Origin of the sequence: Micromonospora sp. NPDC005413, from assembly GCF_040606435.1 — a bacterium.
Lineage (GTDB): Bacteria > Actinomycetota > Actinomycetes > Mycobacteriales > Micromonosporaceae > Micromonospora.
Window position 1 is genome coordinate 52,158 of the sequence record NZ_JBEXEV010000006.1, and the last position, 25,689, is coordinate 77,846.

26 protein-coding genes and 1 riboswitch are annotated in these 25,689 nt (G+C 71.6%); of the genes, 12 read left to right on the top strand and 14 right to left on the bottom strand.

Annotation, left to right across the window (positions count from 1 at the left end; all coding sequences use genetic code 11):
• Positions 1–17: 17 nt before the first annotated feature.
• From ABZS37_RS10400 to ABZS37_RS10430, 7 genes are all read right to left on the bottom strand, one after another.
• On the bottom strand, positions 18–881 hold the full coding sequence (locus tag ABZS37_RS10400; protein WP_355167560.1) for a hypothetical protein: 864 nt from the start codon (positions 879–881) through the stop codon (positions 18–20).
• A 76-nt stretch (positions 882–957) separates the two neighbouring features.
• On the bottom strand, positions 958–1,458 hold the full coding sequence (locus ABZS37_RS10405; protein WP_355167562.1) for a winged helix-turn-helix domain-containing protein: 501 nt from the start codon (positions 1,456–1,458) through the stop codon (positions 958–960).
• A gap of 190 nt (positions 1,459–1,648) precedes the next feature.
• A complete protein-coding gene (locus ABZS37_RS10410) occupies positions 1,649–1,969 on the bottom strand; it encodes a DUF1416 domain-containing protein (protein WP_354994449.1) in 321 nt (106 codons plus the stop codon).
• 2 nt (positions 1,970–1,971) lie between these two features.
• Positions 1,972–2,820, bottom strand: coding sequence for a sulfurtransferase (locus tag ABZS37_RS10415; RefSeq protein WP_355167564.1), 849 nt, complete (start codon positions 2,818–2,820; stop codon positions 1,972–1,974).
• A 206-nt stretch (positions 2,821–3,026) separates the two neighbouring features.
• Positions 3,027–3,104 (bottom strand): Ms5788A family Cys-rich leader peptide, encoded by a 78-nt coding sequence (locus ABZS37_RS10420; protein ID WP_310503780.1) that lies wholly within the window; start codon positions 3,102–3,104, stop codon positions 3,027–3,029.
• Positions 3,105–3,210: 106 nt separating this feature from the next.
• Positions 3,211–3,999: a DUF2993 domain-containing protein gene (locus ABZS37_RS10425; protein ID WP_355167566.1), complete on the bottom strand. Its 789-nt coding sequence runs from the start codon at positions 3,997–3,999 to the stop codon at positions 3,211–3,213.
• A gap of 104 nt (positions 4,000–4,103) precedes the next feature.
• Complete coding sequence (locus ABZS37_RS10430; protein ID WP_355167568.1) at positions 4,104–5,162, bottom strand: hypothetical protein; 1,059 nt, start codon at positions 5,160–5,162, stop codon at positions 4,104–4,106.
• Positions 5,163–5,403: 241 nt separating this feature from the next.
• Between ABZS37_RS10430 and ABZS37_RS10435 the strand changes: the two genes are divergently transcribed.
• From ABZS37_RS10435 to pstB, 7 genes are all read left to right on the top strand, one after another.
• Positions 5,404–6,123, top strand: coding sequence for a response regulator transcription factor (locus tag ABZS37_RS10435; protein WP_355167809.1), 720 nt, complete (start codon positions 5,404–5,406; stop codon positions 6,121–6,123).
• Between the two features lie 155 nt (positions 6,124–6,278).
• A complete protein-coding gene (locus tag ABZS37_RS10440; protein ID WP_355167569.1) occupies positions 6,279–7,172 on the top strand; it encodes a polysaccharide deacetylase family protein in 894 nt (297 codons plus the stop codon).
• Positions 7,173–7,555: 383 nt separating this feature from the next.
• Positions 7,556–8,482 carry a mycothiol synthase gene (gene mshD, locus ABZS37_RS10445; RefSeq protein WP_355167571.1) on the top strand — a complete coding sequence of 309 codons (927 nt, stop codon included), beginning with the start codon at positions 7,556–7,558 and terminating at the stop codon, positions 8,480–8,482.
• Between the two features lie 291 nt (positions 8,483–8,773).
• Positions 8,774–9,880 carry a phosphate ABC transporter substrate-binding protein PstS gene (gene pstS / locus ABZS37_RS10450; protein ID WP_355167573.1) on the top strand — a complete coding sequence of 369 codons (1,107 nt, stop codon included), beginning with the start codon at positions 8,774–8,776 and terminating at the stop codon, positions 9,878–9,880.
• A gap of 34 nt (positions 9,881–9,914) precedes the next feature.
• Positions 9,915–11,006, top strand: coding sequence for a phosphate ABC transporter permease subunit PstC (gene pstC, locus ABZS37_RS10455; protein WP_354994456.1), 1,092 nt, complete (start codon positions 9,915–9,917; stop codon positions 11,004–11,006).
• On the top strand, positions 11,003–12,091 hold the full coding sequence (pstA, locus tag ABZS37_RS10460) for a phosphate ABC transporter permease PstA (RefSeq protein WP_355167575.1): 1,089 nt from the start codon (positions 11,003–11,005) through the stop codon (positions 12,089–12,091). The genes pstC and pstA overlap by 4 nt, the downstream gene beginning before the upstream one ends.
• Before the next feature lie 17 nt (positions 12,092–12,108).
• Positions 12,109–12,885, top strand: coding sequence for a phosphate ABC transporter ATP-binding protein PstB (gene pstB / locus ABZS37_RS10465; RefSeq protein WP_354994686.1), 777 nt, complete (start codon positions 12,109–12,111; stop codon positions 12,883–12,885).
• Positions 12,886–13,079: 194 nt separating this feature from the next.
• Here the strand turns inward: pstB and ABZS37_RS10470 are convergent, their stop codons facing one another.
• The gene (locus ABZS37_RS10470; RefSeq protein ID WP_355167577.1) at positions 13,080–13,913 is read right to left on the bottom strand and encodes an NUDIX hydrolase; all 834 of its coding nucleotides are present in this window, start codon (positions 13,911–13,913) and stop codon (positions 13,080–13,082) included.
• A gap of 193 nt (positions 13,914–14,106) precedes the next feature.
• Between ABZS37_RS10470 and ABZS37_RS10475 the strand changes: the two genes are divergently transcribed.
• Complete coding sequence (locus ABZS37_RS10475) at positions 14,107–15,075, top strand: Gfo/Idh/MocA family oxidoreductase (protein WP_355167579.1); 969 nt, start codon at positions 14,107–14,109, stop codon at positions 15,073–15,075.
• A gap of 59 nt (positions 15,076–15,134) precedes the next feature.
• Here ABZS37_RS10475 and ABZS37_RS10480 read toward each other — a convergent pair whose 3' ends face one another.
• From ABZS37_RS10480 to ABZS37_RS10490, 3 genes are all read right to left on the bottom strand, one after another.
• Entirely contained in the window at positions 15,135–16,142 is a 1,008-nt protein-coding gene (locus ABZS37_RS10480) for an inorganic phosphate transporter (protein ID WP_355167581.1), read from the bottom strand.
• A 4-nt stretch (positions 16,143–16,146) separates the two neighbouring features.
• Entirely contained in the window at positions 16,147–16,773 is a 627-nt protein-coding gene (locus ABZS37_RS10485; protein WP_053655020.1) for a DUF47 family protein, read from the bottom strand.
• 128 nt (positions 16,774–16,901) lie between these two features.
• Positions 16,902–17,843, bottom strand: a complete 942-nt coding sequence (locus ABZS37_RS10490) for a PPK2 family polyphosphate kinase (RefSeq protein WP_355167583.1) — start codon at positions 17,841–17,843, stop codon at positions 16,902–16,904.
• Between the two features lie 144 nt (positions 17,844–17,987).
• Here ABZS37_RS10490 and sigJ point away from each other — a divergent pair, with 144 nt between their 5' ends.
• On the top strand, positions 17,988–18,950 hold the full coding sequence (gene sigJ / locus ABZS37_RS10495) for an RNA polymerase sigma factor SigJ (RefSeq protein WP_355167585.1): 963 nt from the start codon (positions 17,988–17,990) through the stop codon (positions 18,948–18,950).
• Between the two features lie 24 nt (positions 18,951–18,974).
• On the opposite strand, the gene ABZS37_RS10500 is transcribed toward sigJ, so the two are convergent.
• Positions 18,975–19,481 (bottom strand): DUF402 domain-containing protein, encoded by a 507-nt coding sequence (locus ABZS37_RS10500; RefSeq protein ID WP_355167587.1) that lies wholly within the window; start codon positions 19,479–19,481, stop codon positions 18,975–18,977.
• 103 nt (positions 19,482–19,584) lie between these two features.
• Here ABZS37_RS10500 and ABZS37_RS10505 point away from each other — a divergent pair, with 103 nt between their 5' ends.
• Positions 19,585–21,786 (top strand): ATP-dependent DNA helicase, encoded by a 2,202-nt coding sequence (locus ABZS37_RS10505; protein WP_355167589.1) that lies wholly within the window; start codon positions 19,585–19,587, stop codon positions 21,784–21,786.
• Positions 21,787–21,952: 166 nt separating this feature from the next.
• Here the strand turns inward: ABZS37_RS10505 and ABZS37_RS10510 are convergent, their stop codons facing one another.
• The gene (locus ABZS37_RS10510; protein ID WP_355167591.1) at positions 21,953–23,317 is read right to left on the bottom strand and encodes an AI-2E family transporter; all 1,365 of its coding nucleotides are present in this window, start codon (positions 23,315–23,317) and stop codon (positions 21,953–21,955) included.
• A gap of 105 nt (positions 23,318–23,422) precedes the next feature.
• Between ABZS37_RS10510 and ABZS37_RS10515 the strand changes: the two genes are divergently transcribed.
• Together ABZS37_RS10515 and ABZS37_RS10520 are read left to right on the top strand one after the other, a co-directional pair.
• A complete protein-coding gene (locus tag ABZS37_RS10515) occupies positions 23,423–23,761 on the top strand; it encodes a co-chaperone GroES (RefSeq protein ID WP_354994466.1) in 339 nt (112 codons plus the stop codon).
• A 78-nt stretch (positions 23,762–23,839) separates the two neighbouring features.
• Positions 23,840–24,007, top strand: a complete 168-nt coding sequence (locus ABZS37_RS10520; RefSeq protein WP_167454707.1) for a hypothetical protein — start codon at positions 23,840–23,842, stop codon at positions 24,005–24,007.
• A gap of 53 nt (positions 24,008–24,060) precedes the next feature.
• Here the strand turns inward: ABZS37_RS10520 and ABZS37_RS10525 are convergent, their stop codons facing one another.
• Positions 24,061–25,539, bottom strand: a complete 1,479-nt coding sequence (locus tag ABZS37_RS10525) for a PrsW family intramembrane metalloprotease (protein WP_355167593.1) — start codon at positions 25,537–25,539, stop codon at positions 24,061–24,063.
• 23 nt (positions 25,540–25,562) lie between these two features.
• Positions 25,563–25,683, top strand: a riboswitch (SAM riboswitch).
• Positions 25,684–25,689: the final 6 nt, after the last annotated feature.

A 25,689-nucleotide genomic window follows, 5' to 3' on the forward strand; every position in this document is an offset into this window, starting at 1 on the left:
CGAGTGGGACACCCGGCTCAAACCGGGCAGCCGACGGTGGCGGCCAGTCGGGTGGCGTCCGGGCTGAGCTCGGCCAGCACCGTGACCGGGCCGGTGCGGTACGCGTACACCGGAGGGCTGTCCAGTAGTGGGGCGTCGCCGGCCAGCGCGGCGAGCGCGGCCACCGAGGGCGCCGGGCCGGGACCATCCGCGGACCGCGCGGTGCGGGCCACCCCGCCGCCCGGGCAGGCCACGGTGACCAACTCGGGCGCGTCGTCGCTCGGACGGCCGAGCGACCGCAGCGCGGCGGTCAGGGCGGCGGCCTCCGGGCCGGCCGCGGCGGCCGGTGCCGGGGTGTAGCCGGAGCCGAGCGGGCGACATCCCGTGTCGACGATCAACCGCACCCGACCGTCCACGGTCGGCCGTCCCTCGACGGCGACGAACTCTCCGGCGTCGGCGTGCAGCACCGGGCCGTCCAGCCCGGGCCCGACCTCGGCCCGCCAACTGGCGGGCAGCCGCTCGGCGATGCCCGCCAGCACGGCACGCTCGGTGCCGGTGGGCGCGAGCACGCCGACCTCGCGCCGAAGCCTCGCGCCGTCGGCGAGCGGGGTGACCCGGCAGCCCGACGCGATCCGCGCAGGCCCCAGCTCCAGCAGCCCGGTCGCACCGGCCGCCCGGGCCAGCTCGCCAACGGCCCGGTCGACCACCGGGCCTGCCTGGTCGAGGGAACGCTGCTCGCGCACGGTCGGCGGGTCGTCGCGGACCGATGTCCAGGTGAGCACGCCCAACAACACGGCCCAGGCCGCGGTCGCGGCCAGCAGCCAACGCCGCCACGACCGGGCGGGTGCCGGCGCGTCGGGACCGGTCGACGAGGCCAAGCCCGTCCGGACAGCACCGCTCACCCGGCCATGGTGTCACGGGCGGTCTGCCCGCCTGGCGGCGGAGGCGGGCGTCCAGGAGCTGGACGGCAGCCTGCGGTCAGCAGGGCCGGGGCGGAGGGTCGAGCCGATAGCCGACCCCCCGCACGGTGTGCACCCGCGGTCCGCCCGGCAGACCCTGCAGCCTGCGCCGGAGCCGCTTGATGGTGGAGTGCAGGATCGCGGGGTCCGCGCCTCCGAGGACGGAGGCACAGAGCTGTTCGTAGCTCCACACCACCAGTGGCGGGCCGATCAGTCGGACGAGCAACTCCCGCTCGGTTCCGCTGAGCGGAAGCGGGTCTCCGCGCCAGGTCACCAGGTGCCCGGCCCGGTCGACGACCAACTCACCCCAGCTGACCGGCCCCTGCGGCGTGGCCGGTGAGGTGACCGGCCCGACGGCCGGCGTCGAGCCACCCGGTGACGGGAACAGCATCGCCCGCAGCTGGGTCAGGTCGGCGCAGCTCACCACCGAGCCGACTCCATCGAGCTGGCGCAGCACCCGCTCACGCACCGAGACATCCGCGCTGACGCAGACGACGATCGGGACCTCTTCACCGGACACGCCACCTCCACCCGTGATTATCACCCGTAGATAGTGACGCATGCCGATGTGTTTCGGAGCCCTGCCCTCGATCAGAATGACAGGCCGTCATTGATCGGGCGCAGATGGTCACCCACCTGCCGGAACAAAAGGAACGACCGGGGCCGACCACCCAGGAGGATGACCGGCCCCGGTCGATCAGAGCAGTGGGTCAGGCGACGGTGACGGCAACCTCGTTGATGCCCCGGCCAGCGGTGACGGCGGTGTCGCCGTTGCCGTGCCGGGACAGCGCCCGCAGCGTCCAGGAACCCGGCGCGGCGAAGAACCGGAACTGGCCGGCTGCCGAGGTGACCACCTCGGCGGTGAACTCACCGGTCGAGTCGAGCAGCCGGACGTACGCGCCCGGCACGGGCTCGTCCTCAGCCGAGCTGACGATGCCGGTGATCACGGTTTCCTTCTCCAGGTCCAGGCTGGCCGGCAGCGGCGCGGCCTGGTCGGGTGCGGCGCAGCCCGCGGCGGTGGGAGCCGTCATGGTCACACCTCCCCCGGCTCGTCACCGAGCGCGACCGGCACGCCGACCAGCGAGCCGTACTCGGTCCAGGAACCGTCGTAGTTCTTGACGTTGCGGTGGCCCAGCAGCTCCTGCAGCACGAACCAGGTGTGCGAGGAGCGCTCACCGATGCGGCAGTAGGCGATGGTCTCCTTGCCGTCGTCGAGCCCCGCGTCGCCGTAGATCCTGCGCAGCTCGTCGTCGGAGCGGAAGGTGCCGTCCTCGTTGGCCGCCTTCGACCACGGGACGCTGATGGCGGTGGGGATGTGCCCGGCCCGCTGCGCCTGCTCCTGCGGAAGGTGAGCGGGAGCGAGCAGCCGGCCGGCGAACTCGTCGGGGCTGCGCACGTCGACCAGGTTCTTGGTGCCGATCGCGGCGACGACCTCGTCGCGGAAGGCCCGGATGGAGGTGTCCGGCTCCTGCGCGACGTACTGCGTCGTCGGGCGGGGCGCCGTCTCGGTGACCAACGGGCGGGCATCCAGCTCCCACTTCTTGCGACCACCGTCGAGCAGCTTCACGTCGCCGTGGCCGTAGAGCTTGAAGTACCAGTAGGCGTACGCGGCGAACCAGTTGTTGTTGCCGCCATAGAGGATGACGGTGTCGTCGTTGCTGATGCCCCGCTCGGAGAGCAGCGCCTCGAACTGGGTCTTGTTGACGAAGTCCCGGCGGACCTGGTCCTGCAGGTCGGTCTTCCAGTCAATCTTGATGGCGCCGGCGATGTGGCCGGTGTCGTAGGCCGAGGTGTCCTCGTCGACCTCGACGAAGACGACGCCCGGGGCGTCGAGGTTCTTCTCGGCCCACTCGGCCGAAACGAGTGCGGTGTCGCGACTCATCGAATCACTCCCTGGTGAGGATGGATGGTGAGCCAACGCGCGAGTATCGATGGGTGTAACTGTCGCACCACGCGCGGGACCCAGCGGAAGGACGGGATCACGGGTTCGTGCGACGGCGCCGCTGCCGGGCGTTCGGTGGGATCACCGGAGGGTGCGAGAACCCTGTGCCGGTGGCCGCCGTCAGGCGGCCGGAGACAGCCCCGCCGTCAGATGACGGGGCGACACAGGCAGGTGGCCACGCGGCACAGGTCGACCGCGCGCCGTTTGGTGAGGTGGGTCCCCATGGTCAGCGAGCCTACCAGCCAGTGACCGTGCTGCCACTGAACCGACCACCATCCGGGAACCGCCACGGCTGGCGGCAGGTTTGGCGTCCCACCGCCGGCCTCGGCGTCAGCCAGCGGAGTTGATCGGCACGTTCTTCGCGTCGGCGGTGACCGCCAGCCCTTCCGGCAACGGCCGGACCTCCCGGACGGCGAGCTGGAACGGCAGGTCGGGCAGGGGCACGTCGATGGAGATGCCCTTGGCGTAGTTGTTCAGCAGGGCGCGGGCCAGCGGCAGGTTCGGCAGACCCGCCGCGTCCAGGTCGTTGAAGCGCAGGGCGACCGCGCCGTTGTCGGCGACGGTGACGTCGGCGGTGCCGCTGACGGTGAGCTTCTGACCGAGGATGTCGACGGGGGCGGTGACGGCGAGCTTGCCGTTCTGTTCGCCGAGAGTGAGCCCTGGGCGGTTCAGCAGCGCCGCGAGACTGTCGTAGCTGATCGTGCCGGCGCCGTTGACGGTGTCCGCCACGACGTCGCCCTTCCCGGTGCGCAGGGTGTCCAGCGAGGCGCGCACGTTGCGGGCGGTCACGTCCAGCACCGGCAGCCGCACGGCGTCACCCTCCACCGAAGCCTGCACGTCCCGCAGGTTGATGGTGATCTTCTGGTAACGGCCGTCGAGCACCTGGGTGAGGAACGGGGTGCCGGCCACTTCCACATCGGGCTCGGCCGACTGCGCCCCCTGCTTGGTGACCTCCTGGCTGACCCGCTTGGCGATTTCCCGCTCGGCCACCCCGACCGCTACCCGGTCGGCGACCACCAGCAACCCGGCCACCAGCAGGAGCAGGACGAACAGGCCGATGAGCAGCTTGCGACCGCGCCGTCGGGGCCGCGCCTCGTCCGCTGGGTAGTCCTGCGCCACGCCGCCTCCTGTCTCCGCCCGCCGCATCGCGACGGTCGTCCATACCGGTTGCCGCAGGGCGGCGCACCCGTAGGTACCCGACCTGCTCCAGGCTCAACCGTGACTCAGAGGAAGAGCATGCACATGGCGTACGCGGCCGGCGCCGCCAGGGCGAAACCGCCGAGCGGGCCCTGCATGTGCCGAGCCACCCACATCGTCGGCGGTTCGCCGGCCATCAACCGGCCCGCCTCCGCGTACCCCACGGCGAGGTCGGAGAGGACGGCGGTGACCGCCGCGACCAGGCCGATCACGGCGGCCCGCGTCGGCGTGAAGGGAGCCACCAGGTAGCTGCCGAGGAGCGCGCTGGTCAGCGTGCCGGCCATCGCGCCGGCCACCACGCCAGCGGCGCCCCGGGGCACCTGCGGGGCCAGCCGGGGCCAGGGCAGCACCGCGTCAGTGAGCCGGGCGACGGTCAGCGCGACGCCGCTCGCGGTCAGGCAGACCGTGATCGCCTGGGTGCCGGCCGGGATCCGGCTGAGCACGATGAGGGTGCCGAAGGCCACCACTCCGACCACGATGAGCAGCGTGGCGCCGAGTGAGTCGGTGACCCGGACCCGGTCGACCCGGCGGACCAACTGGCCGAGCACCGCAGCGAGGAACCCGCCGGCGGCCAGGTAGCCCAGCGGTGCCAGGCCGGCGATGTCGGTCTGCACCGCGGCGATGTCCACGAGCGCCGCGACCGCGGCGCTGATCCCGGCGACCACCAGCAGCGCGGGCGGGCGCATGGCCATCGTCCAGGCGAGCACGAACAGCAACTGGACGCCGAAGATGATGAAGGCGAACGGCAGCCGGTGACCGGGGCCTGACGTCTGTGCGCCGAGCACCAGGCCGACACCGAGCAGCGCGGCGAAGCCGGCGATGGTCAGCGCCAACTGGCGGCGCACCTCGACCGGGGGTACGACCTCCTCCTCCGGCTCGTCGATCTCGTCCTCGGATCGGCGGGCCGGTTCGCCGGCGCGACGGGCACGACGAGGCCCACCTCGTTCGCGGCGGTCGCCGTCGGTGGTGGCCGGACCGGTACGCGGTGCGGGCGGGTGGCCGCGGGTCGGTGCGGCGGCCGGGCCCGGATGGGGCCCGGCGGGCCACGATTCGCGGCCGGCCTCGGGCGAGGTGGAGGGAAACACGACCTGATCGTGCCAGACCGACGGCCCGACGCGGTGGTCACGGGTTTCAGCAACGTTAAAACCTGGGCCACGATCAGGGGCAAGCTAGACAAACGGGAAATGGCCTGGCAGCGCAGCCGAGGCGATCGGTTACGCTCAACCCGTTACCCGCCCGTCAGCGACGCCGGGACCACGCAATTTCTCAGCGCACTCCATTGTGAGTGCGTCTGGTCGCGTGCGGCCCGTGGCCGCCGGGACGGAGGTGATCGTGGAGATCCTGCTGCTGGTGACCGCGCGCGCAGGGGAACCGTCGGCTGTGCTGCCGGCACTCGACCTGCTGCCGCACTCGGTCCGCACCGCGCCGCGCGACGTCCGCACCCTGGTCGCGGGCCCCAGCCCGGACGCGGTGCTGGTGGACGCCCGATCGGAGTTGAGCGAGGCACGCGCGACCTGTCGGATGTTGCACGCCACCGGGCTCGGCGTGCCGCTGGTCGCGGTGGTGACCGAGGCCGGCCTGATCGCGCTGAACGCCGACTGGGGTGTCGATGACGTCATCCTTGCCTCGGCCGGCCCCGCTGAGGTCGAGGCGCGGCTGCGGTTGGCGGTGGGCCGGCTGAGCAACACGACCGCCGGTGCGGGCGGTTCGATCCGGGCCGGCGAGCTGACCATCGACCCCGACACGTACGCGGCCAAGCTCAAGGGTCGCCCGCTCGACCTCACCTACAAGGAGTTCGAGCTGCTGAAGTTCCTGGCCCAGCACCCGGGTCGGGTGTTCACCCGGGACCAGCTCCTGCGCGAGGTCTGGGGCTACGACTACTTCGGCGGCACCCGCACGGTGGACGTGCACGTGCGGCGACTGCGGGCCAAGCTCGGCTCGGAGTACGAGTCGATGATCGGCACCGTTCGCCAGGTGGGTTACAAGTTCGTCGTCCCGCCGTCGCGATCGCTGGCCGAGGCGGAGCACGCGCCACTGCCCGTCTGATCCCGCGGGTCGTCCTGGACGATTTCCCATATGCCCTTTTTGCGCAGCTTGGCAGTCATATTCTGACTGCCGGGTTTGTCGGAGAAAGGGGCGACGGTGCGCGCACTGAGCACGGGGGCGACGGGCCGGCCTGACCGGCCAGCCAGGCGGAAGTCGTGACGCGGGGCAACTCGACCGCGAGGGCGGCGACGATCGTGACACTGGTGCTGGCGGGGCTACTCGGCTCGGCGTACGTACTGGGCCGCAGCCTCGTACCCGACCGGACCCAACGCCACTCCACGGGTGTCACCACGACCGCCGACGGGCCGCACTACGCCGATCAACCCAGCGGTGGCGAGCCGACCGGAGTGCCGAGTGCCAGCGCCAGCGCCAGCGCCAGCGCCAGCGCCAGCACAGGCCCCGCCGAGGCCGGTCAGGACGGGACGGGAAGTGACGCCGGAGACGACAAGCTGTTCGGCGCGCACACCACCACCGGCTCCCCAGGGCTCGCGCTGACCTTCGACGACGGGCCAGACCCGCGGTACACCCCGCAGGTGCTCGCCACGCTGCGCGAATACGACGTCAAGGCCACGTTCTGCGTGGTGGGCGAGAACGCCCAGGACCACCCGGACCTGATCCAGGCGATCGTGGCCGACGGGCACACCCTCTGCAACCACTCCTGGCAGCATGACGTCTCGCTGGGCAACCGGTCGCCGGACCAGATCCGTGCCGACCTGAGACGCACCAACGCGGCGATCCGGGCGGCGGTGCCGGACGCGCCGATCGTCTGGTACCGGCAGCCGGGCGGCGCCTGGACGAACCCGGTGGTGTCGGTGGCGCGGCAGCTCGGCATGACCCCGCTGCACTGGTCGATCGACCCGTCGGACTGGGAGCTGCCCGGTGCCAGCAAGATCACCGCGACGGTGGTGTCCCAGGCCGAACCGGGCTCGGTGGTGCTGCTGCACGACGCCGGTGGGGACCGGCAGGGCACGGTGGACGCGCTGCGCCGGATCCTGCCCGACCTGACCGCGCGGTTCGAGCTGGAGGCACTGCCCGTCAACCCGACGTGAGCCGGGCGACAGCCTCCACCCCACGCACTTCCCGCTCAGACTCCCCGCTCGGGCTGCCCGTCCTCTGCCCGCCCCTCGGGACGTAGGGCTAGGTGTGCCGCCTTTGGAGCTGATGTCATAGACGATTCAGCCCGCCAGGCTGGCGTTTTCTGTCCGGCGCCACAACCCGCGTCACGGACACCGCCGCAGCCCGGCCGGTGATGTCGCAAACGATTCAGCTCCACAGTCGTCGACAAGCACCTCGCACCAGCGCCGCCGCAGCCTCGACTCAACGCCGGCCGCGGCTCTACCCGGCCAGCGACGCAGCGGCCTCACTCGGCGACGCAGCGGCTTTACTCGGCGACGGTCCGGGCGTCACGACACGCAACGGATACGGTGACGGGATGAGCAGCGCGGAGCCGACGAGCGACCAGGTGACCCGGACCGACCGACTGGCACCGGCGGAGATCGCCGACGTCCTGGCCCTCGCCAGCTCCGCAGGCGACACCGACGGCGCGAACCCGCTCGACGAGCACGTCCTGCTCCGACTGCGTGACCCGGACGCACCGGCCCTGCACCTGATCGCCCGCGCGGACGAAGGCACCCTCACCGGGTACGCGCACCTGGACACCACCGACCCGGTCGGCGGGATCGGGGTCGAGCTGGTGGTGCACCCCGCGTACCGGCGGCGGGGCACCGGTCGGGCGCTGGCCCGGGGTGTGCTCGCCTCGGCCACCGGGCCGCTGCGGGCGTGGGCGCACGGCGACCACCCCTCGGCCGCGGCACTCGGCGTCGACCTCGGGTTCACCCGGGCGCGGGTGCTCCTGCAGTTGCGCCGGCCACTGGCCGCCCCGCTGGGCGAGCCGCGCCTGCCCGACGGGGTGGCGCTGCGCGCGTTCCAGCCCGGGGCGGACGACGCGGCCTGGCTGACCCTCAACGCCCGCGCCTTCGCCGAGCACCCCGAGCAGGGGCGGTGGACCTCGGACGACCTGCGGGTCCGCCTCGCCGAGCCGTGGTTCGACCCGGCCGGTTTCCTGCTCGCCGAGGAGACCGCGACCGGCCGGCTGCTGGGCTTCCACTGGACCAAGGTGCACGAGCGCCCGGGGTCGGCCCGGATCGGCGAGGTGTACGTCCTGGGCGTGGAGCCGACCGCGCACGGCGGCGGGCTCGGCCGGGCGCTGACCACTGCCGGGCTGGCGTACCTGCGGGACAAGTGCGGCCTGGACCGGGTGATGCTCTACGTGGACGAGTCGAACGCCGGGGCGGTCGCGCTCTACGAGCGGCTGGGCTTCGCCCGCTGGTCCGCGCACATCAACTACCACCTCGGCTGACCGTCGGTCGTCGTCGCAGCCGGATCACCGGTAGGTAACGGCCGGGCGTCGGCGGGATAACGCTGAACCGGATATATACCCATACATCCGACAGGTGTACCCCGGTTCACTTAACGGACAACTCACCCTCAGCAAGCGGTCACCTCGGCGGCCGTACGTGTTCACCTTGCGTTCACTTGCGACCGGCGAACCGGCCACCTGGCACTTCTAACTTTCGTGTCAGCCGGTCAACGCCGGTCCTCGGGCCCCGGGATCGGGGCGCCAAGTCAGACGCGAAGGGAAACCCCTCAGGTGAAGCTCCAGCGGTACGGCGCTATTGCCGGCCTCGCTCTTGCCGCGACGCTCGGCCTCAGCGCATGCGGCTCGGACAACAACGAGCCCGCCTCCGGCGCCAGCGCTTCGGGCTCGACCGCCGCGGTCGACTGCGCTACCGGCACGCTGAACGCCCAGGGCTCATCGGCGCAGAAGAACGCCATGGCCGAGTGGATCAAGGCGTACCAGCAGAAGTGCCAGGGCACCACGATCAACTACGAGCCGACCGGCTCGGGCGCCGGCATCCAGGCGTTCATCGCCGGGACCGCCGACTTCGCCGGCTCCGACTCCGCGCTCAAGCCGGAGGAGCAGCCGCAGGCCGACGCCAAGTGCGTCGGTGGCAAGGCCATCCACCTGCCGATGGTGATCGGCCCGGTGGCCGTCGCCTACAACGTCAGCGGCGTGGACAACCTCCAGCTCAAGCCGGCCACGCTGGCGAAGATCTTCGCTGGCAAGGTCACCAAGTGGGACGACGCGACGATCAAGGCCGACAACCCGGACGCCAAGCTCCCGGCGACCACCATCCAGACCGTCCACCGCTCGGACGAGTCGGGCACCACCGACAACTTCACCAAGTACCTCTCCAAGACCGCCGAGGCGGACTGGACCCTGGGCAACGCCAAGGCGTGGAAGGCCCCGGGCGGCACCGGCGCCAAGGGCTCGGACGGCGTGGCCAGCTCGGTCAAGGGCGCTGACGGCTCGATCGGCTACATGGAGTGGTCGTTCGCCGAGAACGCCGGTCTGAAGATGTCCAAGATCGGCAACGGCAACGGTGAGTTCGCCGCGCTGACCGCCGAGGCCGCCGGCAAGACCATCGCCGGTGCCGCCATCGAGGGCCAGGGCGACGACCTCAAGCTGAAGATCGACTACAACACCAAGGAGGCCGGGGCCTACCCGATCGTCCTGGCGACGTACGAGATCGTCTGCAGCAAGGGCCTCGCCGCCGACAAGCTGCCGCTGGTCAAGGGTCTGCTGGGCTACGCGGCCAGCACCGAGGGCCAGGCTGCCATGACCGAGCTGGGCTATGCCCCGCTGCCGGAGAGCGTCCGCACCAAGGTCGAGGCCGCAGTCAAGAACATCTCCTGACCGACACCACTCCGCAATCGAATCGAGCGAGCAGATGGGTGAAACCCCTCACCGCTCGGCCGACGCCGGCACCGGCGGGACGCGCGTGACCCAGAGTCACGAGTGGCCCGCCGGTGCCTCGGCGCGTGTGGCCGAGGCACCAGTCAGCACCCGTTCCCCGGGCGGCGCCGGGCTGGGCGGCGGCGGCGCGCTGCCGCGCAGCCGGAAGTTCGGCGCCGAGCGGGCCTTCCGCGGTCTCACCCTGGCCGCCGGCACCGCCGTTCTGGTCATCATCGCCGCCATCGCGATCTTCCTGGTCGCCAAGGCGGTGCCGGCCCTGCGTGCCAACACCGAGAACTTCTGGTCCTACGAGGGCTGGTCCCCCAACGAGACGCAGCCCAAGTTCGGCATCGGCACGCTCGCCTTCGGCACCGTGCTCAGCTCGGCGCTGGCGCTGCTCATGGCAGTGCCGGTGGCACTCGGCATCGCGCTCTACCTCTCGCACTACGCGCCCCGCCGGCTGGGCACCGCGCTCGGCTTCCTGGTCGACCTGCTCGCCGCGGTGCCGAGCGTGGTCTTCGGCCTCTGGGGGCGGGACATCTTCATCAACCCGGTCCGGGACTTCTCGGTCTGGCTGAACGAATACTTCGGCTGGATCCCGATCTTCGGCGGCGACGGCCCGTTCGGTAAGTCGATCATGCTGGGCGCTTTGGTGCTCGCGATCATGGTGTTGCCGATCATCACCTCGCTCTCCCGCGAGGTGTTCCTCCAGACGCCGACCGCGAACGAGGAGGCCGCCCTCGCCCTGGGCGCCACCCGCTGGGAGATGCTCCGCACCGCGGTGCTCCCCTACGGCCGCCCCGGCATCATCGCCGCGGTGATGCTCGGCCTCGGCCGGGCGCTCGGCGAGACCATCGCCCTGGCGCTGACCCTCGGCATCACCTTCGGCATCTCGTTCAACCTGATCCAGAACGGCGGCAACACCATCGCCGCCAACATCGCCAACGCGTTCGGCGAGGCGAACGAGACCGGCCGGGGCGCGCTGATCGCCTCCGGCCTGGTGCTGTTCACCATCACGCTGATCGTCAACATCACGGCGCGCGCGATCGTCTACCGCCGCCGGGAGTTCACGGAGTCGGCCGCATGACCACAACCGTCACCTCCCACCGCACCCGTCCGCCGGCCCAGCCCTCCACGCTGCGGGCTCGCCGGCTGCCCTGGTACGCCGCACCGGCCATCGCCGTGGCGGCCCTGGCGCTCTCCGCCGTGCTCGTCTACGGCACCGACACCGGCGGCCCGGTCCTCGTGGTCGTCCTGGCCGCCGTGCTCTACCTGGCCGGGCTCTTCGCCGCGGCCAACGCGGTCGAGGGGCGCCGGTCGGCCCGCAACCGCACCTGGAGCGCGCTGATCCACTCCGCGTTCGTCCTGGCGGTGCTGCCGCTCGTGTCCGTGGTCTGGACGCTGGTCAGCAAGGGCGCCGAGCGGCTGGACGTCAACTTCTTCCAGACCTCGATGAACAACATCGGGGCCCGCGACGCCAACGGCGGCGCGTACCACGCGATCATCGGCACGCTGGAGCAGGTCGGCATCGCCACCCTGATCACCGTGCCACTCGGCATCCTCTGCGCGATCTACATCGTCGAGTACGGCCGGGGCAAGTTCGCCTTCGCGATCCGGTTCTTCGTGGACGTGATGACCGGCATCCCGTCGATCGTCTCCGGCCTCTTCGTGCTGGCGTTCTGGGTGCTCGTCGTGTCGCCGTGGTTCAACGACGGCCGGCCGAGCTTCTCCGGCTTCGCCGCCGCGCTCGCGCTGAGCGTGCTCATGCTGCCCACCATCGTCCGGTCCACCGAGGAGATGCTCCGCCTCGTCCCGGCGCCACTGCGCGAGGGCGCGTACGCGCTCGGCGTACCCAAGTGGAAGACCATCCTGCGGGTGGTGCTGCCGACGGCGCTGCCCGGCATCGTCACCGGCGTCATGCTCGCCATCGCCCGTGCGGCCGGCGAGACCGCGCCGGTGCTGCTGGTCGCCGGCGGCGGCGCCGCGATCAACACCAACCCCTTCGAGAACAACCAGTCGTCGCTGTCCCTCTTCGTCTACCAGCAGGCCGGTGACGCGTCGAGGTACGCGCCGGCACGGGCGTGGACGGCGGCACTCACCCTGGTCGCCCTCGTGCTCATCCTGACGATCGCGGCGAAGCTGCTGGCCCGTCGCAACAGGCTCAGCCGATGAACCCCGGAGGTACCACCATGGCCAAGCGCGTCGCAGCCTCGAACGTCACCGCCTACTACGGTGGCTTCAAGGCGATCGAGAACATCAACCTGACCGTCGAGCCGAAGACGGTCACCGCCCTCATCGGCCCGTCCGGTTGCGGCAAGTCCACCTTCCTGCGGTCCATCAACCGGATGCACGAGGTGCTCCCGGGGGCCCGGGTCGAGGGCAGCCTGACCATCGACGAACAGGACATCTACGACCGGGACGTGGACGTCACCGCGGTCCGGCGCATGATCGGCATGGTCTTCCAGCGGCCGAACCCGTTCCCCACCATGAGCATCTTCGAGAACGTGGTGGCCGGCCTGAAGCTCAACGGGGTCCGCAAGAAGTCGATCCTGGAGGACGCGGCCGAGAAGGCGCTGCGCTCGGCGAACCTGTGGGACGAGGTCAAGGACCGGCTGGGCAAGCCCGGCGCGGGCCTCTCCGGCGGTCAGCAGCAGCGGCTCTGCATCGCCCGGACCATCGCGGTCGAGCCGCAGGTCGTGCTGATGGACGAGCCGTGCTCGGCCCTGGACCCGATCTCCACGCTGGCGATCGAGGACCTGATGTTCCAGCTCAAGGACAAGTTCACGATCATCATCGTGACGCACAACATGCAGCAGGCCGCCCGTGTCTCGGACCGGACCGCCTTCTTCTCGATCGAGAAGACCGGCGACCCGGGCCGGCTGATCGAGTACGACAACACCCAGAAGATCTTCAGCAACCCGAGCGTGAAAAAGACCGAGGACTACATCACGGGCCGCTTCGGCTAACCCCCACCCTCCCCTCCCCTCCCCCCTCCCTCCCCTCCCCCACCCCCACACGTCGTCGATCTAGGGAAGATCGCTGTGTTCAAAGATCGACTGACAGCAACAAGCCCTAGATCGACGGGGTGTGGGGGCGGGGGCGGGCGGGGGCGGTGGCGGGGGCGGGGGCGGGCGCGGGGCGGGGGCGGGCGGGGCGGGGGTCAGCCCAGTACGAAGCGGGGCTTGCCGTCGGCTGGGAAGTCCAGGCGTGGGGCGATCGGGGTGGCGGCGTCCTGGTCGGCCGCCGCCTGCGCGACTCCGGCCAGGTCGCCGGCCGCCGCCACCTGGGCCAGCGTGACCAGGGTCGGCGGCAGCATGGTCAGCTCGCCGGCCTCGGCCCGGGCGAGCGCGTCCGCCGGCCTGATCCACAGGGTGTGGTCGGCCTCGCCGGAGACGTCTCGGGTCCGCTGCCCCGCCGGGAGCAGAGCCACGAAGAAGTACGTGTCGAAGCGGCGCGGCTCGAACTCGGGGGTGATCCACCGGCTCCACGGCAGCAGAAGGTCCGACCGCAGCGTGAGTTGACGGTCGGCGAGCAGCGCCGCGAAGCCCAGCCGGCGTCCCTCCAGGTCCTGGCGGGCCGCCTCCCAGTCGTCGCCGCTGACGTCGCCCACCACGGTCGCCTGGTCCGGGCCGGCGAGCAGCACACCCGACTCCTCGAAGACCTCTCGGGCGGCGGCGCAGACCACTGCCTGGGCGGCGTCCGGGGCCACGCCGAGTCGGGTCGCCCACTCGTTCGGTGAGGGGCCCGCCCAGTCCAGGTGTGCCTCGGAGTCGGAGCGGTCCACCCCGCCACCGGGGAAGGCGTACATCCCGCCGAAGGTCATGGCGGCGACCCGGCGGATGACGTACACCTCGAAGTCGGTGTCGGTCGGGCGCAGCAGCAACACGGTCGCCGCGACCCGGGGCACCGCCGGGGTGCCGCCCTCGGCCTGGAACCGGCGGGCGTGCTCGATCAGGGCGGCCGGGGCGGCGAAGCCATCGCTGTCGATCGTCATGCCGCGAGCCTAGTTGCCGAAGACGCGGCGATCGGGGCGCGCCCAGCCCGTGATCGACTCCATATCGGCGATATCGCGGTATCCCGCCACCAGGACACCCCCACCTCGCCGACACGGAGTTGATCAGGGGCACGCATCCCGGCAAGCGTGGCCGGCTGGCCGGCGGTTCACCTGGCTCGGCTAGCGTTCCAGCATGACTCGTTGGGGCATCCTGGCCACCGGCCACATCGCCAGCCGTTTCGCTGAAGACCTCCGGCTGGTGCCGGACGCCGAGCTGGTCGCGGTCGGCTCCCGTGCCGTCGAGAGCGCGCAGCGCTTCGCCGACACGTACGGCGCGAAGCGCGCATACGGCTCCTGGGTGGAGCTGGCCGCCGACCCGGAGGTCGACGTGATCTACGTGGCGACCCCGCACTCCGCGCACTACGAGGCGGCGATGACCTGCCTCACCGCTGGCCGCGCGGTGCTGCTGGAGAAGCCGTTCACCCTCGACCTGGCCAGCAGCACCGAGCTGGTGGACACCGCCCGCGCCGCCGGGGTCTTCCTCATGGAGGCCATGTGGATGCGATTGAATCCGATGATCCTGCGGGTGGTGCAGCTGATCGCGGATGGGGCGATCGGCACGGTGAGCGGCGTCCGGGCCGACTTCGGGGTGTCCGGGCCGTTCCCGCCGGAGCACCGGATGCGGTCCGCGGCACTGGGCGGGGGCGCTCTGCTCGACCTGGGGATCTACCCGATCAGCCTGGCCCACCTGCTGCTCGGCGTGCCCCAGCACATCCGGTCCTGGGCACAGCTCGGCCCGGAGGGGACGGACGAGAACACCGGCATCCTGTTCGGCTACGACACCGGGGCGCTGGCCACGTTGAGCTGCGGCATGGTCGGGGCGAGTGAGCTGTCCGCCTCGATCACCGGCAGCACGGGCCGGATCGACCTGCCGGAGCCGTTCTTCCGGCCGACTTCGCTGACCCTGCACCGGGCCGGCGCCGAGCCGGAGACGATCACCGCCGACGAGGTCGGCAACGGCTACCAGTACGAGGCGATCGAGGTGCAGCGCTGCCTGGCGGCGGGGCTGACCGAGAGCCCGCTGGTGCCGCACGCCGCCACCCTCGAGGTGATGGCGCTGCTGGACACGGTCCGCGAGCAGATCGGCGTCCGGTACGTCTGAACAGAGAAGGCTCCTTGTCACGGCGAAACCGTGACAAGGAGCCTTTCCTGAAACGGCGGTCAGCCGAAGAGCGGCCGGACCAGCAGGTAGGTGAGGCAGGAGATCAGCGCGGCAGCCGGGAACGTGACGATCCAGGCGATCACGATGTTGCCGGCGACGTTCCAGCGGACCGCGGAGAGCCGCTTGGTCGCGCCCACGCCCATGATCGCCGAGGTGATGGTGTGGGTGGTGGAGATTGGCGCCTTGAGCACCAGGGCGTTGAAGTAGAGCACCGCGCTGGCCACCGTCTCGGCGGCGAAGCCCTCCGGCGGGCCCAGGTCGATGATCTTGCGGCCGAGGGTGCGGATGATCCGCCAACCACCGGCGTAGGTGCCCAGGGCAAGCATCGTCGCCGAGGTCCAGAACACCCAGCCGGGGATGTGTGTCTTGTCGTCCTGGAAGCCGCCCGTGTACAGGGCGAGAACCACGATGCCCATGGTCTTCGCGGCGTCCTGCATGCCGTGGCCGACCGACATGGCGGCCGCCGAGGCGGTCTGCGCCCACCGGAAGCCCCGGTTGAGCTTGCCCGGCTGCCCCTTCCGGAACAGCCAGAGGATGGCCAGCATCAGCAGATAACCGAGGGTGAGGCCGACGATCGGCGAGAGCACCATCGGCAGCAGCACCTTCACCCCGATGGTGCCCCACTGCACGATGCCGCCGGCGGACAGCAGGGTCGCGCCGACAAGGCCACCGAAGAGCGCGTGCGAGGACGACGACGGCAGGCCGAAGTACCAGGTGATCAGGTTCCAGGCGATGGCGCCGAGCACACCGGCGAAGACCACCCCGAGGCTGGCGACCCCGGTGGGCAGGGTGACCAGGCCGTCGCCGACGGTCTTGGCGACCCCGGCGCCGAAGTGGGCGCCGACGAAGTTTCCGACCGCGGCGAGCCCGAGGGCGATCCGGGGTGTCAGCGCCCGAGTGGAGACGCTGGTCGCGATCGCGTTGGCGGCGTCGTGGAAGCCGTTGGTGTAGTCGAACGCCAGGGCCACCGCGATCACCGCCAGCACGGCGATGAGTTCGGGGGACACGGGCTCAGGACTCCTTGACGGCGATGGTCTCGACGGTGTTGGCCACGTGCTCGAAGGCGTCGCAGGCGGCCTCCAGCTCGTCGGCCACCTCCTTCATCTTCAGCACCGTCAACGCGTCGTACTCGCCGGAGAAGAGGCGGACGAGCAGCTGCCGGTTGATCCGGTCGCCCTCGTTCTCCAGCCGGTTGCACTCGATCCAGTAGTCCTCCAGGTCCTTCATCGACTTCAGCCGCGGCATCGCGTCGGCGGTCAACTTGGCCTGCTGGTCGAGCACGTTCACCATCTCGTGCAGCTCGCGGGGCAGCGCCGGAAGCTCGGTCAGCCCGTACAGGTAGAGCAGGTCGCCCACCGCTTCCAGGTGGTCCATCACGTCGTCCAGCAGCGAGCCGAGCCGGTAGATGTCCTCCCGGTCGAACGGGGTGATGAAGGTCGAGTTGATCTTCTTGTACAGGTCGTGGGTGATCTGGTCGCTGTCGTGCTCGACCTCGGTCAGCCGCTCGCTGACCGACTGCACGTCAACGCCGGGCAGGGCCAGTTCGTTCAGCAGCGCGGTGCCCCGGACCAGGTTCTGCGCGGCCCTGGTGAAGAGCTCGTAGAAGGCGCCCTCGGTGGGGCGGAAGGAAAACTTCACAGCACAGACCTCGTCGCGTCGGTGGAAGGGTGGCGGTGCCCGATGAGCGCCCGCCCGGTGAATGCTAGGAAACGGCAGAACCGCGAATTCGGCGGCCCACCCCTGGCCAGGCCTCATTCACCGCTCGTTCACCTGCTGTTCATCTCGGCCGTCCCACCCGCACCCGCTCCCCCAGCAAGCAAGCGCTCCCGCTCGTGCGCCACGTCGAAATCGGCAGCCGGATACCCCAGATCAAGCGTGTCGAACGTCTCCCGCAACAGGTGGGCCACCGCCCAGTCCCGGTACCACTTGCGGTCCGCCGGCACCACGAACCAGGGCGCGGCGTCCGTGGCGCACCGGCTGAGGGCCCCGGCGTACGCGGCCTGGTAGTCGTCCCACTGGGCCCGGGAGTCGACGTCCGAGGGGTTGTACTTCCAGTGCTTGTGCGGGTCGGTGAGCCGTTCCAGCAGGCGCTTGCCCTGCTCGGCGTACGAGATGTGCAGCATCACCTTGATCAGGGTCACGCCGTCCCCGGTCAGCTGCCGCTCGAACGAGTTGATGTCGTCATAGCGGGCCCGCCAGGTCGCCTCCGGCACGAGCGAGCCGACCCGGGCGATCAACACGTCCTCGTAGTGCGAACGGTTGAACATCCCGACGTACCCCGCTGGCGGCAGCGCCCGGCGGATCCGCCAGAGGAAGTCGTGCCGCAACTCCTGCGGGGTCGGCGGACCGAACGAGCGGATGTGCAGGCCCAGCGGGTTCATCGCGCCGGCCACTCGCTTGATCGTGCCGTCCTTGCCACCGCAGTCCATCGCCTGGAGCACCAGCAGCACGCGACGCGCCGGCCGGTCCGACCCGGCATTGGCCATCGCGAAGAGCATCTCCTGCTGCCGGCCCAGCTCGCCGCCGACCAACTCCACCTGCTCGCGGGCCCACGCCTTACGGCGCTCGCCGCGCCCCGCCGTCGCCGGCAGGCCGGGCGTGGACCGCGGGTCGATCGCGCCGAGATCCACCGGTGCGGTGACCCGCAGCAGCTCCCGGACGGAGCCGCCGTTCGGCGCCACGATCTGCCCTTGCTGGGGTGCGCTCATCCACGGATCATCGCCCACCCGCAGTCCATCCGCCTGCCGAGGGCACCGCCGGGTGACGGCCGGCCGCCACCCGGGGCTGCCGGCGCGACCCGTCGGCGGCAGGATGTACGCCAGGACGGCGCCGACCGGAAAGGGTGGTGGGTCGTGCGGGACCTGGCGACGGAGTTCGAGGCCGAGCGGAGCCGGCTGCTCGCGGTGGCCCACCGGATGCTGGGCAGCCGCAGCGAGGCGGAGGACGCGGTGCAGGAGACCTGGCTGCGCTACGCCGGGGCGCTCGCCAGCCCAGCGGCTCGCGCCGAGATCCGTGAGCTGTCCGCGTGGTTGACCACCACCTGTGCGCGGATCTGCCTGGACGTGCTCCGCTCCGCCCGGGTCCGTCGGGAGGCGTACCCCGGGCAGTGGCTGCCGGAGCCGGTGGTGAGCCCGTTGGGCACGCCGCCGACCGACGGGTACGCGCCCGACCCGGCGGAGCGGGCGGTCCGCACCGACCAGGTCGGCACGGCGCTGTTGGTGGTGCTGGAGCGACTCGCACCGGAGCAGCGGGTCGCCCTCGTGCTGCATGACGTGTTCGCGGTGCCGTTCGCCCGCGTCGCCGACGTGCTCGGCACCACCGAGGTGGCCGCCCGGCAGCTCGCCTCCCGGGCACGTCGGGCGGTCACCGCGCCGGACGTGCCCCGGCACACCGCGGACCCGGCCGAGCAGCGCCGGGTGCTCCGAGCGTTCGTCGCCGCCACCGAGTCCGGCGAGCTGGACCAACTGCTCCAGGTGCTCGCGCCGGACGTGGTCTTCGTCGGCGACTCGGGCGGGCACTTCCCCACGGCCCGCCGGCCGGTGGTCGGCGCGAACGCGGTGGGCCGCTTCGCGCTCGGCGTGCTCGGCCAGGCCGGCCGGTACGCCCAGCGGTTGGGGGCCCGGCCGGTGCTGGTCGACGGCGTGCTCGGCCTACAGACGGAGACGGTGCACAGCGACGGGCGGCCGATGCGCCTGGTGACCGCATTCGCGGTGGACCAGGGGCGGATCACCGCCATCTACAACCAGTCCAATCCGGAGAAACTGGCCGGCCTGCCGCCGCTGGGTGAGGACGACCGCTGGCCACCGCGCTGGTGAGCCGGCCCGGCCGGGCGTGCGGCGTCAGACCACCAGGGCCAACCATTTGCGGTACGAGGTGGCGAACGGCTCGCTGCCGTCGCCGAGCGCCCCGAACAGCCGGTGGGCCGCCGCTTCGGCCTCGACCACCACGTCGTCCGGGTAGCCGAACCGGGCCCGGTGCTCGGCGAACTCGTCCTCGTCAAGCAGCTCCACCAGGCCGGTGGCCCGACGCCGGACCACGTCCAGGTCCAGGTCGATGAGGTGGACGGTGTCCTCGGATTCCCAGTGGGCCGGGGTGGTGATGTCGCAGTAGACCTCGCTGGTGCGGGGCGGCGGGTTGAACATGGCCGTCCACCAGGAGCGATGCGGCACCAGCAGCACGAACGGAATCTTCTCCACCGACGGCCGGCCGTGGTAGACCGACTGGGTGCCTTCGGGCACGCCGAGCCAGACGCCGAGGTCGTCCTCGGTGAGGCGACGGGCCGGGTAGTCGCGGTGGGCGCTGCCGTCGTACTTGCGGTAGATCACTCGGACCACGTCGCTCGGCATGATTCGCACCCTAACCGATACTGCCCACGCGTCGTAGCGCGGCCGTAACCGGACGGCACCGACCACGCCGACCGGGCCAGGCCGACATCGCGCCACGCGGCGGATGGGCGCGGCCGGTGTCTGCGGCGCCGGGTACCGTCGCACGGTGACTCCGCCCCGCACCGCCACCGGTTCCGCCACCCCGTCGGCCCGTGCCGGGAGCCGGCGGCGGGGTGCCCGGCCCAGCGGCACGGAGCTGCTGGCGGCGGCGGTCGGCGCGGTGCCCGGCGGCGCGGAACGCCCCGGCCAGCAGCAGATGACCACCGCGATCGAGGAGTGCGTGGCCGGCCGCGAGCATCTGCTCGTGCAGGCGGGCACCGGCACCGGCAAGTCGTTGGCCTACCTCGCGCCAGCGCTCACCGTGGACGGCCCGGTGGTGGTCTCCACCGCCACCCTGGCGTTGCAGTCCCAGCTGGTCGACCACGACCTGCCCCGGCTGGCCGACGCGGTCGAGCCGCTGCTCGGGCGCCGGCCCACCTTCGCGGTGCTCAAGGGGCGCCACCACTACCTCTGCCTCGCCCGCCTGGACAACTCCACCGAGGAGGAGCCGGAGGACACCCTCTTCGACGCCCCGGCCGCTCGTCCCGGCGGGGGGACGAAGTGGCTCGGTGAGGCGGGCCGGCTGGGCAAGCAGGTCGAACGGCTGCGCGACTGGGCCGAGAAGACGGCCACCGGCGACCGGGACGAGCTGGACCCGGGCGTCGACGATCAGGCCTGGCGGCTGGTGTCGATGCCAGCCCGGGAGTGCGTCGGGGCGACCCGGTGCCCGTTCGGGCAGGAGTGCTTCGCCGAGGCGTCGCGGGCCCGGGCCCGTGAAGCCGACATCGTGGTGACCAACCACAGCCTGCTCGCGGTCGACATGCTCGCCGACCGGCACATCGTGCCGCCGCACAAGCTGCTCATCGTCGACGAGGCACACGAGCTGGCCGACCGGGTCTCCTCCGCGGCCCAGGCGGAGCTGGTGCCGGATCTGATCGACAGGTCCACCCGGCGGGCCCGCCCTCTGCTGCGGCCGGAGACCGCCGAGGCGCTCACCGCCGCCGGCGACGCCCTCGCGGTCGGGCTGGCCGAGGCGCCGGCCGGGCGGCTCACCGCCGGGCTGCCGACGCCACTGCGGGAGGCGTGCACGCTGCTCGACGCGGCGACCCGTTCCGCGCTGGACGCGATCGGCGAGATCAAGTCCGATGACTCCGACCCGGTCCGCAAGCAGCAGGCCAAGGCTGCGCTGGACGAGCTCTCCACCACCGCGCAACGGTTGCTGGAGGAGGCCGACCACGACGTGGCCTGGGTGGAGAAGAACGACAGCGGCAGCCGGCGGGCGCTGGTGGTCGCGCCACTGTCGGTGGCCGGCACCCTCGCCACCCACCTGTACGACGAACGCACCGTCGTCGCCACCTCGGCGACCCTGGCGCTGGGCGGCCGTTTCGACACGGTGGCCCGCGCCCTCGGGCTGGACGCGCCGCCGGTTCCGGCGTCTCCGGCTGCCGCCGCGCTGGCCGCCCGCACCGGCCCGGGTCGCCCGGCCGCCGAGACGCCGGGCCGACGGCTGGCCGCCGACGCCATTCCGGGTGCCACCGTCCCGGCGACAGAAGGTCCGGGTTGGCGGTCGCTGGACGTGGGGTCGCCGTTCGACTACGCCCGGCAGGGCATCCTGTACGTCGCCGCGCATCTGCCCCGCCCCAGCGTCTCCGGGCTGCCCGAGGCTGCCGGAGAGGAGCTGCTCGCGCTGGTCGAAGCACTCGGTGGTCGTACTCTCGGGCTCTTCTCCTCCCGGCGGGCCGCGCAGCAGGCGGCGGAGCTGTTGCGCGCGCGGACCGACCTGCCGGTGTTGCTGCAGGGTGAGGAGTCGCTGCCGTTGCTGGTCCGGCGATTCCGCGAGGAGCGTGCCAGCTGCCTGTTCGGGGTGATGTCGCTCTGGCAGGGGGTGGATGTGCCGGGTGACGCGTGCCAGCTCGTGGTCATCGACCGGCTGCCCTTCCCACGCCCGGACGAGCCGCTGGCCGCCGCCCGCGCCGCCGCTGTGGACGCGGGCGGCGGCTCCGGCTTCGCCGCGGTCAGCGTGCCGATCGCGGCGGTGCGGCTGGCTCAGGGCGTGGGCCGGTTGATCCGGGCGAACGGCGACCGGGGCGTGGTCGCGGTGCTCGACTCCCGGCTGGAGACGGCCCGCGGCTACGGGCCGTTCCTGCGCCGCTCGCTGCCGCCGTTCTGGTACACCACCCGTCCCGAGGTGGCCCGTGGCGCCCTGCAACGCCTAGCCACTTCCTGACGCGGGTCCTTGCCGGCGTCCCGGCTGCACGCCCCCAAAGATCGCGCAACATCCACTCTCCCAAGATCGCGCAACATCAAGGAAAGAGTGGCCTCCAGTCAGCGGGAGGCCACTCTTTCCAGGAAACTGCACGATCTTCACCGCGACGACGGCGCCGCGCGGTGTGTCAGGGCGCCTGTGCGGCGACGACCACGGCATCGGGCGGGGTGTCCGGGACCGTTCGGGCGGCCAGCCGGCGGACGGCGGTGTTCAGCACTGCGATGAGCGGCACCGAGACCAGCGCGCCGGTGATGCCGGCGAGGACGACCCCGGCGGCGATGCCGATGATGACCGCGAGCGGGTGAAGGGCGACCGCCCGCCCCATGATCAGCGGCTGGAGCACGTGCCCCTCGATCTGCTGCACACCGATCACGGCGCCCAGGATGATCAACGCGGTGACCGGGCCGCTGTCGACCAGCGCCACCAACACCGCCACGCCACCGGAGAGCGCCGCACCGACGATCGGGATGAACGCGCCGAGGAAGACCAGCGCGGCCAGCGGGAAGGCGAACGGGATGTCGAAGACGACCAGGAAGATGCCGATGCCGACCGCGTCGATGAAGGCGACCAGCACTGTCGCGCGGACGTAGGCGACAAGCGTCTGCCAGGAGGCGCGGCCCGCGTCGTCGACCTTCCACCGGGCGGCCACCGGCAGCAGCCGGACCAGGAAACGCCAGATCCGGTTGCCGTCACGCAGGAAGAAGAACGTCGCGAAGAGCACCAGCAGCGTGCCGGTCAGCACCTCGGCCAGCGTCGCGGCGGTGCTCAGCGCACCACTGGTGAACTTCGAGGTGTTGTCGTTGATCCAGCCCTGCGCCTCGTCGATGTAACGGTTGAGCTGGGTGTCGGAGAGGTGCAGCGGGCCCGTCTTCAGCCAGTTCTGGATCTGCCGGACGCCCTCCGAGGACTTCTCGCTCAGCTCCGGCACACCGCGAATGAACTCGTTGACGACCAGCGTCAGCGTGCCGATCACCCCGGCCAGGCCACCGACCAGCACCACCGCCGTCGCCAGCGACCGGGGCAGTCGAGCCCGCAACAGCCAGCCCACCGCTGGCGCGAGCAGCGCGGAGAGCAGCAGCGCGATGGCCAGCGGAATGATCACGATCTTGATCGTGCCGACGATCCTGAGCAGGGCCCAGGCCACCACACCGATCACGATCAGGCGCCAGCACCACGCGGCGGCGATCCGCAGCCCGTGCGGAACGTCGGCGTCGTCCCGGCTGGAGGTCGAGCTGTGCAGGTCCACCGGAGGTTCCGCGCCGACGACCGTGGCCGTCGGCGGTGCGGTCGGCCCCGGCACGGCTGGCGAAGCCACCTGGGCCGACTCCGACACGTCGCTCAGCGCGTCATTCGACGAGCTCTCGTCGGCGCGGACCGACTCCCGTCCCGACTGGTAGGCACGGCGGAGCCGCCCGCGTACTCGCTCGAAGCGGCTCAAGCGCACCTCCTGGCAGAAGAAATGGTCCGCCCACGACGACAGGTCGGACAGCATACGTCCGTTCCCGACACCGTAGGGCAGTTCCGCCACACATTGCCCCGCGCACCTCCGGCGTAACCACCGGCAGCCCGTCGTCGGCCGCACGGTAGCGTCTGCGGCGTGACCGCCGACAACGATCTCGACGCCGGCCTGCCGATCCGTCTGCTGCATGACCGCGTGCTGGTCCGTATGGAGGGCAGCGAGGGCGAACGTCGCTCCACCGCGGGCATCGTCATCCCGGCGACCGCCGCGGTCGGCAAGCGCCTCGCGTGGGCCACCACGGTCGGGGTCGGGCCGAACGTACGTGCCATCGTCTCCGGCGACCGGGTGCTCTTCGACCCGGACGACCGCTCCGAGGTCGAGCTACACGGCCGCGGGTACGTGCTGCTGCGGGAGCGGGACGTGCACGCCGTGGCCGCCGAGCGGATCGAGAACGACTCCACCGGCCTCTACCTCTGACGCACCTCCCCCAGGCGCGCCGTTTGCCCGGCCGCACGACGGGAAGCCATCCGGCGACCGTGGCCCTGGGGAGGGACGATGCCAGTATTCGTGAAGAAGCTGTTGACCTGGGGCAGTGTCGCGTTCCTGATCTACTTCATGGCCTTCCGGCCGGACGGCGCGGCGCAGATGTTCAAGGCGATCGGTGCCGCGCTGATCGCGATGTTCCAGGGCTTCGGTGATTTCCTCACCACCCTGATGACCTGAGCCGCAACCCTGATGACCTGAGCCGCAAGCCGCCAGCAGTAAGCCGCCAGCCGTCAGGGGTGACCGGGCGGCCAGGGCGCCCCCGGCCGCAGGCCGGGCCAGCCGGGCGGGGCGTAGCCCATCGGAGGCGGAGCAGGGGCCAGCACCACCGGGATCGGCACCACCGGCTCGTCCGGCGCGGCGACCGGACGCTGGGTCCCGTCCGGGAAGCGCAGGTGGTAGCGGCTGCCGTCCCAGACCCCGACCGGGGCCTGCGGGTCCCGACCCACGAAGAACGACCGGTACGCGCTGATCGCGTCCAGCAACTCACGCTCCTCGCGGGCGGTCCGCTCCTGATCGGCGGGTTTGCGGTCCAGGCCGCGCAGTGTCCCGTCGCGCAGCAGGGCCAGCCGGGTGGCGGCGAACTGGTAGCCGCGCATCGCCCGCGCCCCGGCGTCCCCAGCCACCCGCCGGGCCCAACTGCGGGCCGCGTGTCGTCTGCCGAGGCTGCTCAGGGCGGCCACCTCGGGCGGGCTCAGCCAGCCGGCGCGTACGTAGTCCGGCAGTGTCCGCTCCGTGAGCCGCCCCTCCCAGGCGCGCAGCCACACCGCGAGCCCCACCATGCCGAAGAAGACCGGCACCATCAGGCCCAGGAAGCCGTACAGCATGATCACTGCCTCGCCGGTGGCCTGGGTCAGCGTGGGCAGCAGGTTCCACGTGCCGTGCAGCATCATCGCCAGCAGCAGGCCGCCGATCGGGGCGAGCACCCGGACCCGCCGGTCTGCCGTCCGGGCCGCGATGCCCAGCCCCACACCGGTCATCGAGGTGAAAAGCGGGTGGGCGAACCCGAACAGCAGGATCCGTACGATGAAGATCGCGATGACCTGCTGCGCGCCGGTCGCCGGGCCGTACCGGTCGGCGCCGGCCGCAAAGCCGTACCCGCCCAGGTAGAGGATGTTCTCCACCATGGCGAAGCCGACGGCGGAGAGCCCGCAGTAGACCAGGCCGTCGGTGATCCCGGACCACTCCCGGCGGCGGAACACCAGCAGCAGGATCGGGCCCAGGGCCTTGGTCAGCTCCTCGATGAACGGCGCGACCAGCACCCCGGTGAGCGCGGACGGCAGGCCCCAGTCGGCGAAGCGGTTGGCGGCGAACTCGTTCACCGTGAGCGAGGCGGCCGTGGAGACGAACGCCCCCCAGGCGAAGCAGAAGATCAAATACTTGAGCGGCTCCGGTTCGTACCGGTCCAGCCAGAGGAAGCAGGCGACCAGCACCGGCACCGGCAGGATGGCGGCGACCACCCCGATCAGCAGGGCTTGCAGGCCGAGCGACTGGCCCAGCGTGAAGACCATGAACACCGCGCAGGCGGCGATGAACAGCACCACCCCGGCCAGCACCAGGAACCGCCGCCAGCCCAGTCGGCGCAGCGGCATCCGGGGCGCCTCGCCGACGGGCGGGGCTGCGGGTGCGGGCGACGACGGCAGCGGTGAACCGGGCGGGGTGTCGGCCATGCGGTCAGCGTAGCCATCCATTGCCGGCTGGTCCGCTCGCATCCACAGCCGCTATGCTGCTGGCTGGTCACGAGCGCCAGCATCAAGCCCCGGCTTGCTGGCCGGCAACCCTCGTCGAGTTCGCGGTGGGGTGCCCCGGGTGATGACCGGGCCCAGCCCGATCGGTGCGCTGGGCAAGCGCGGACCCCGTCC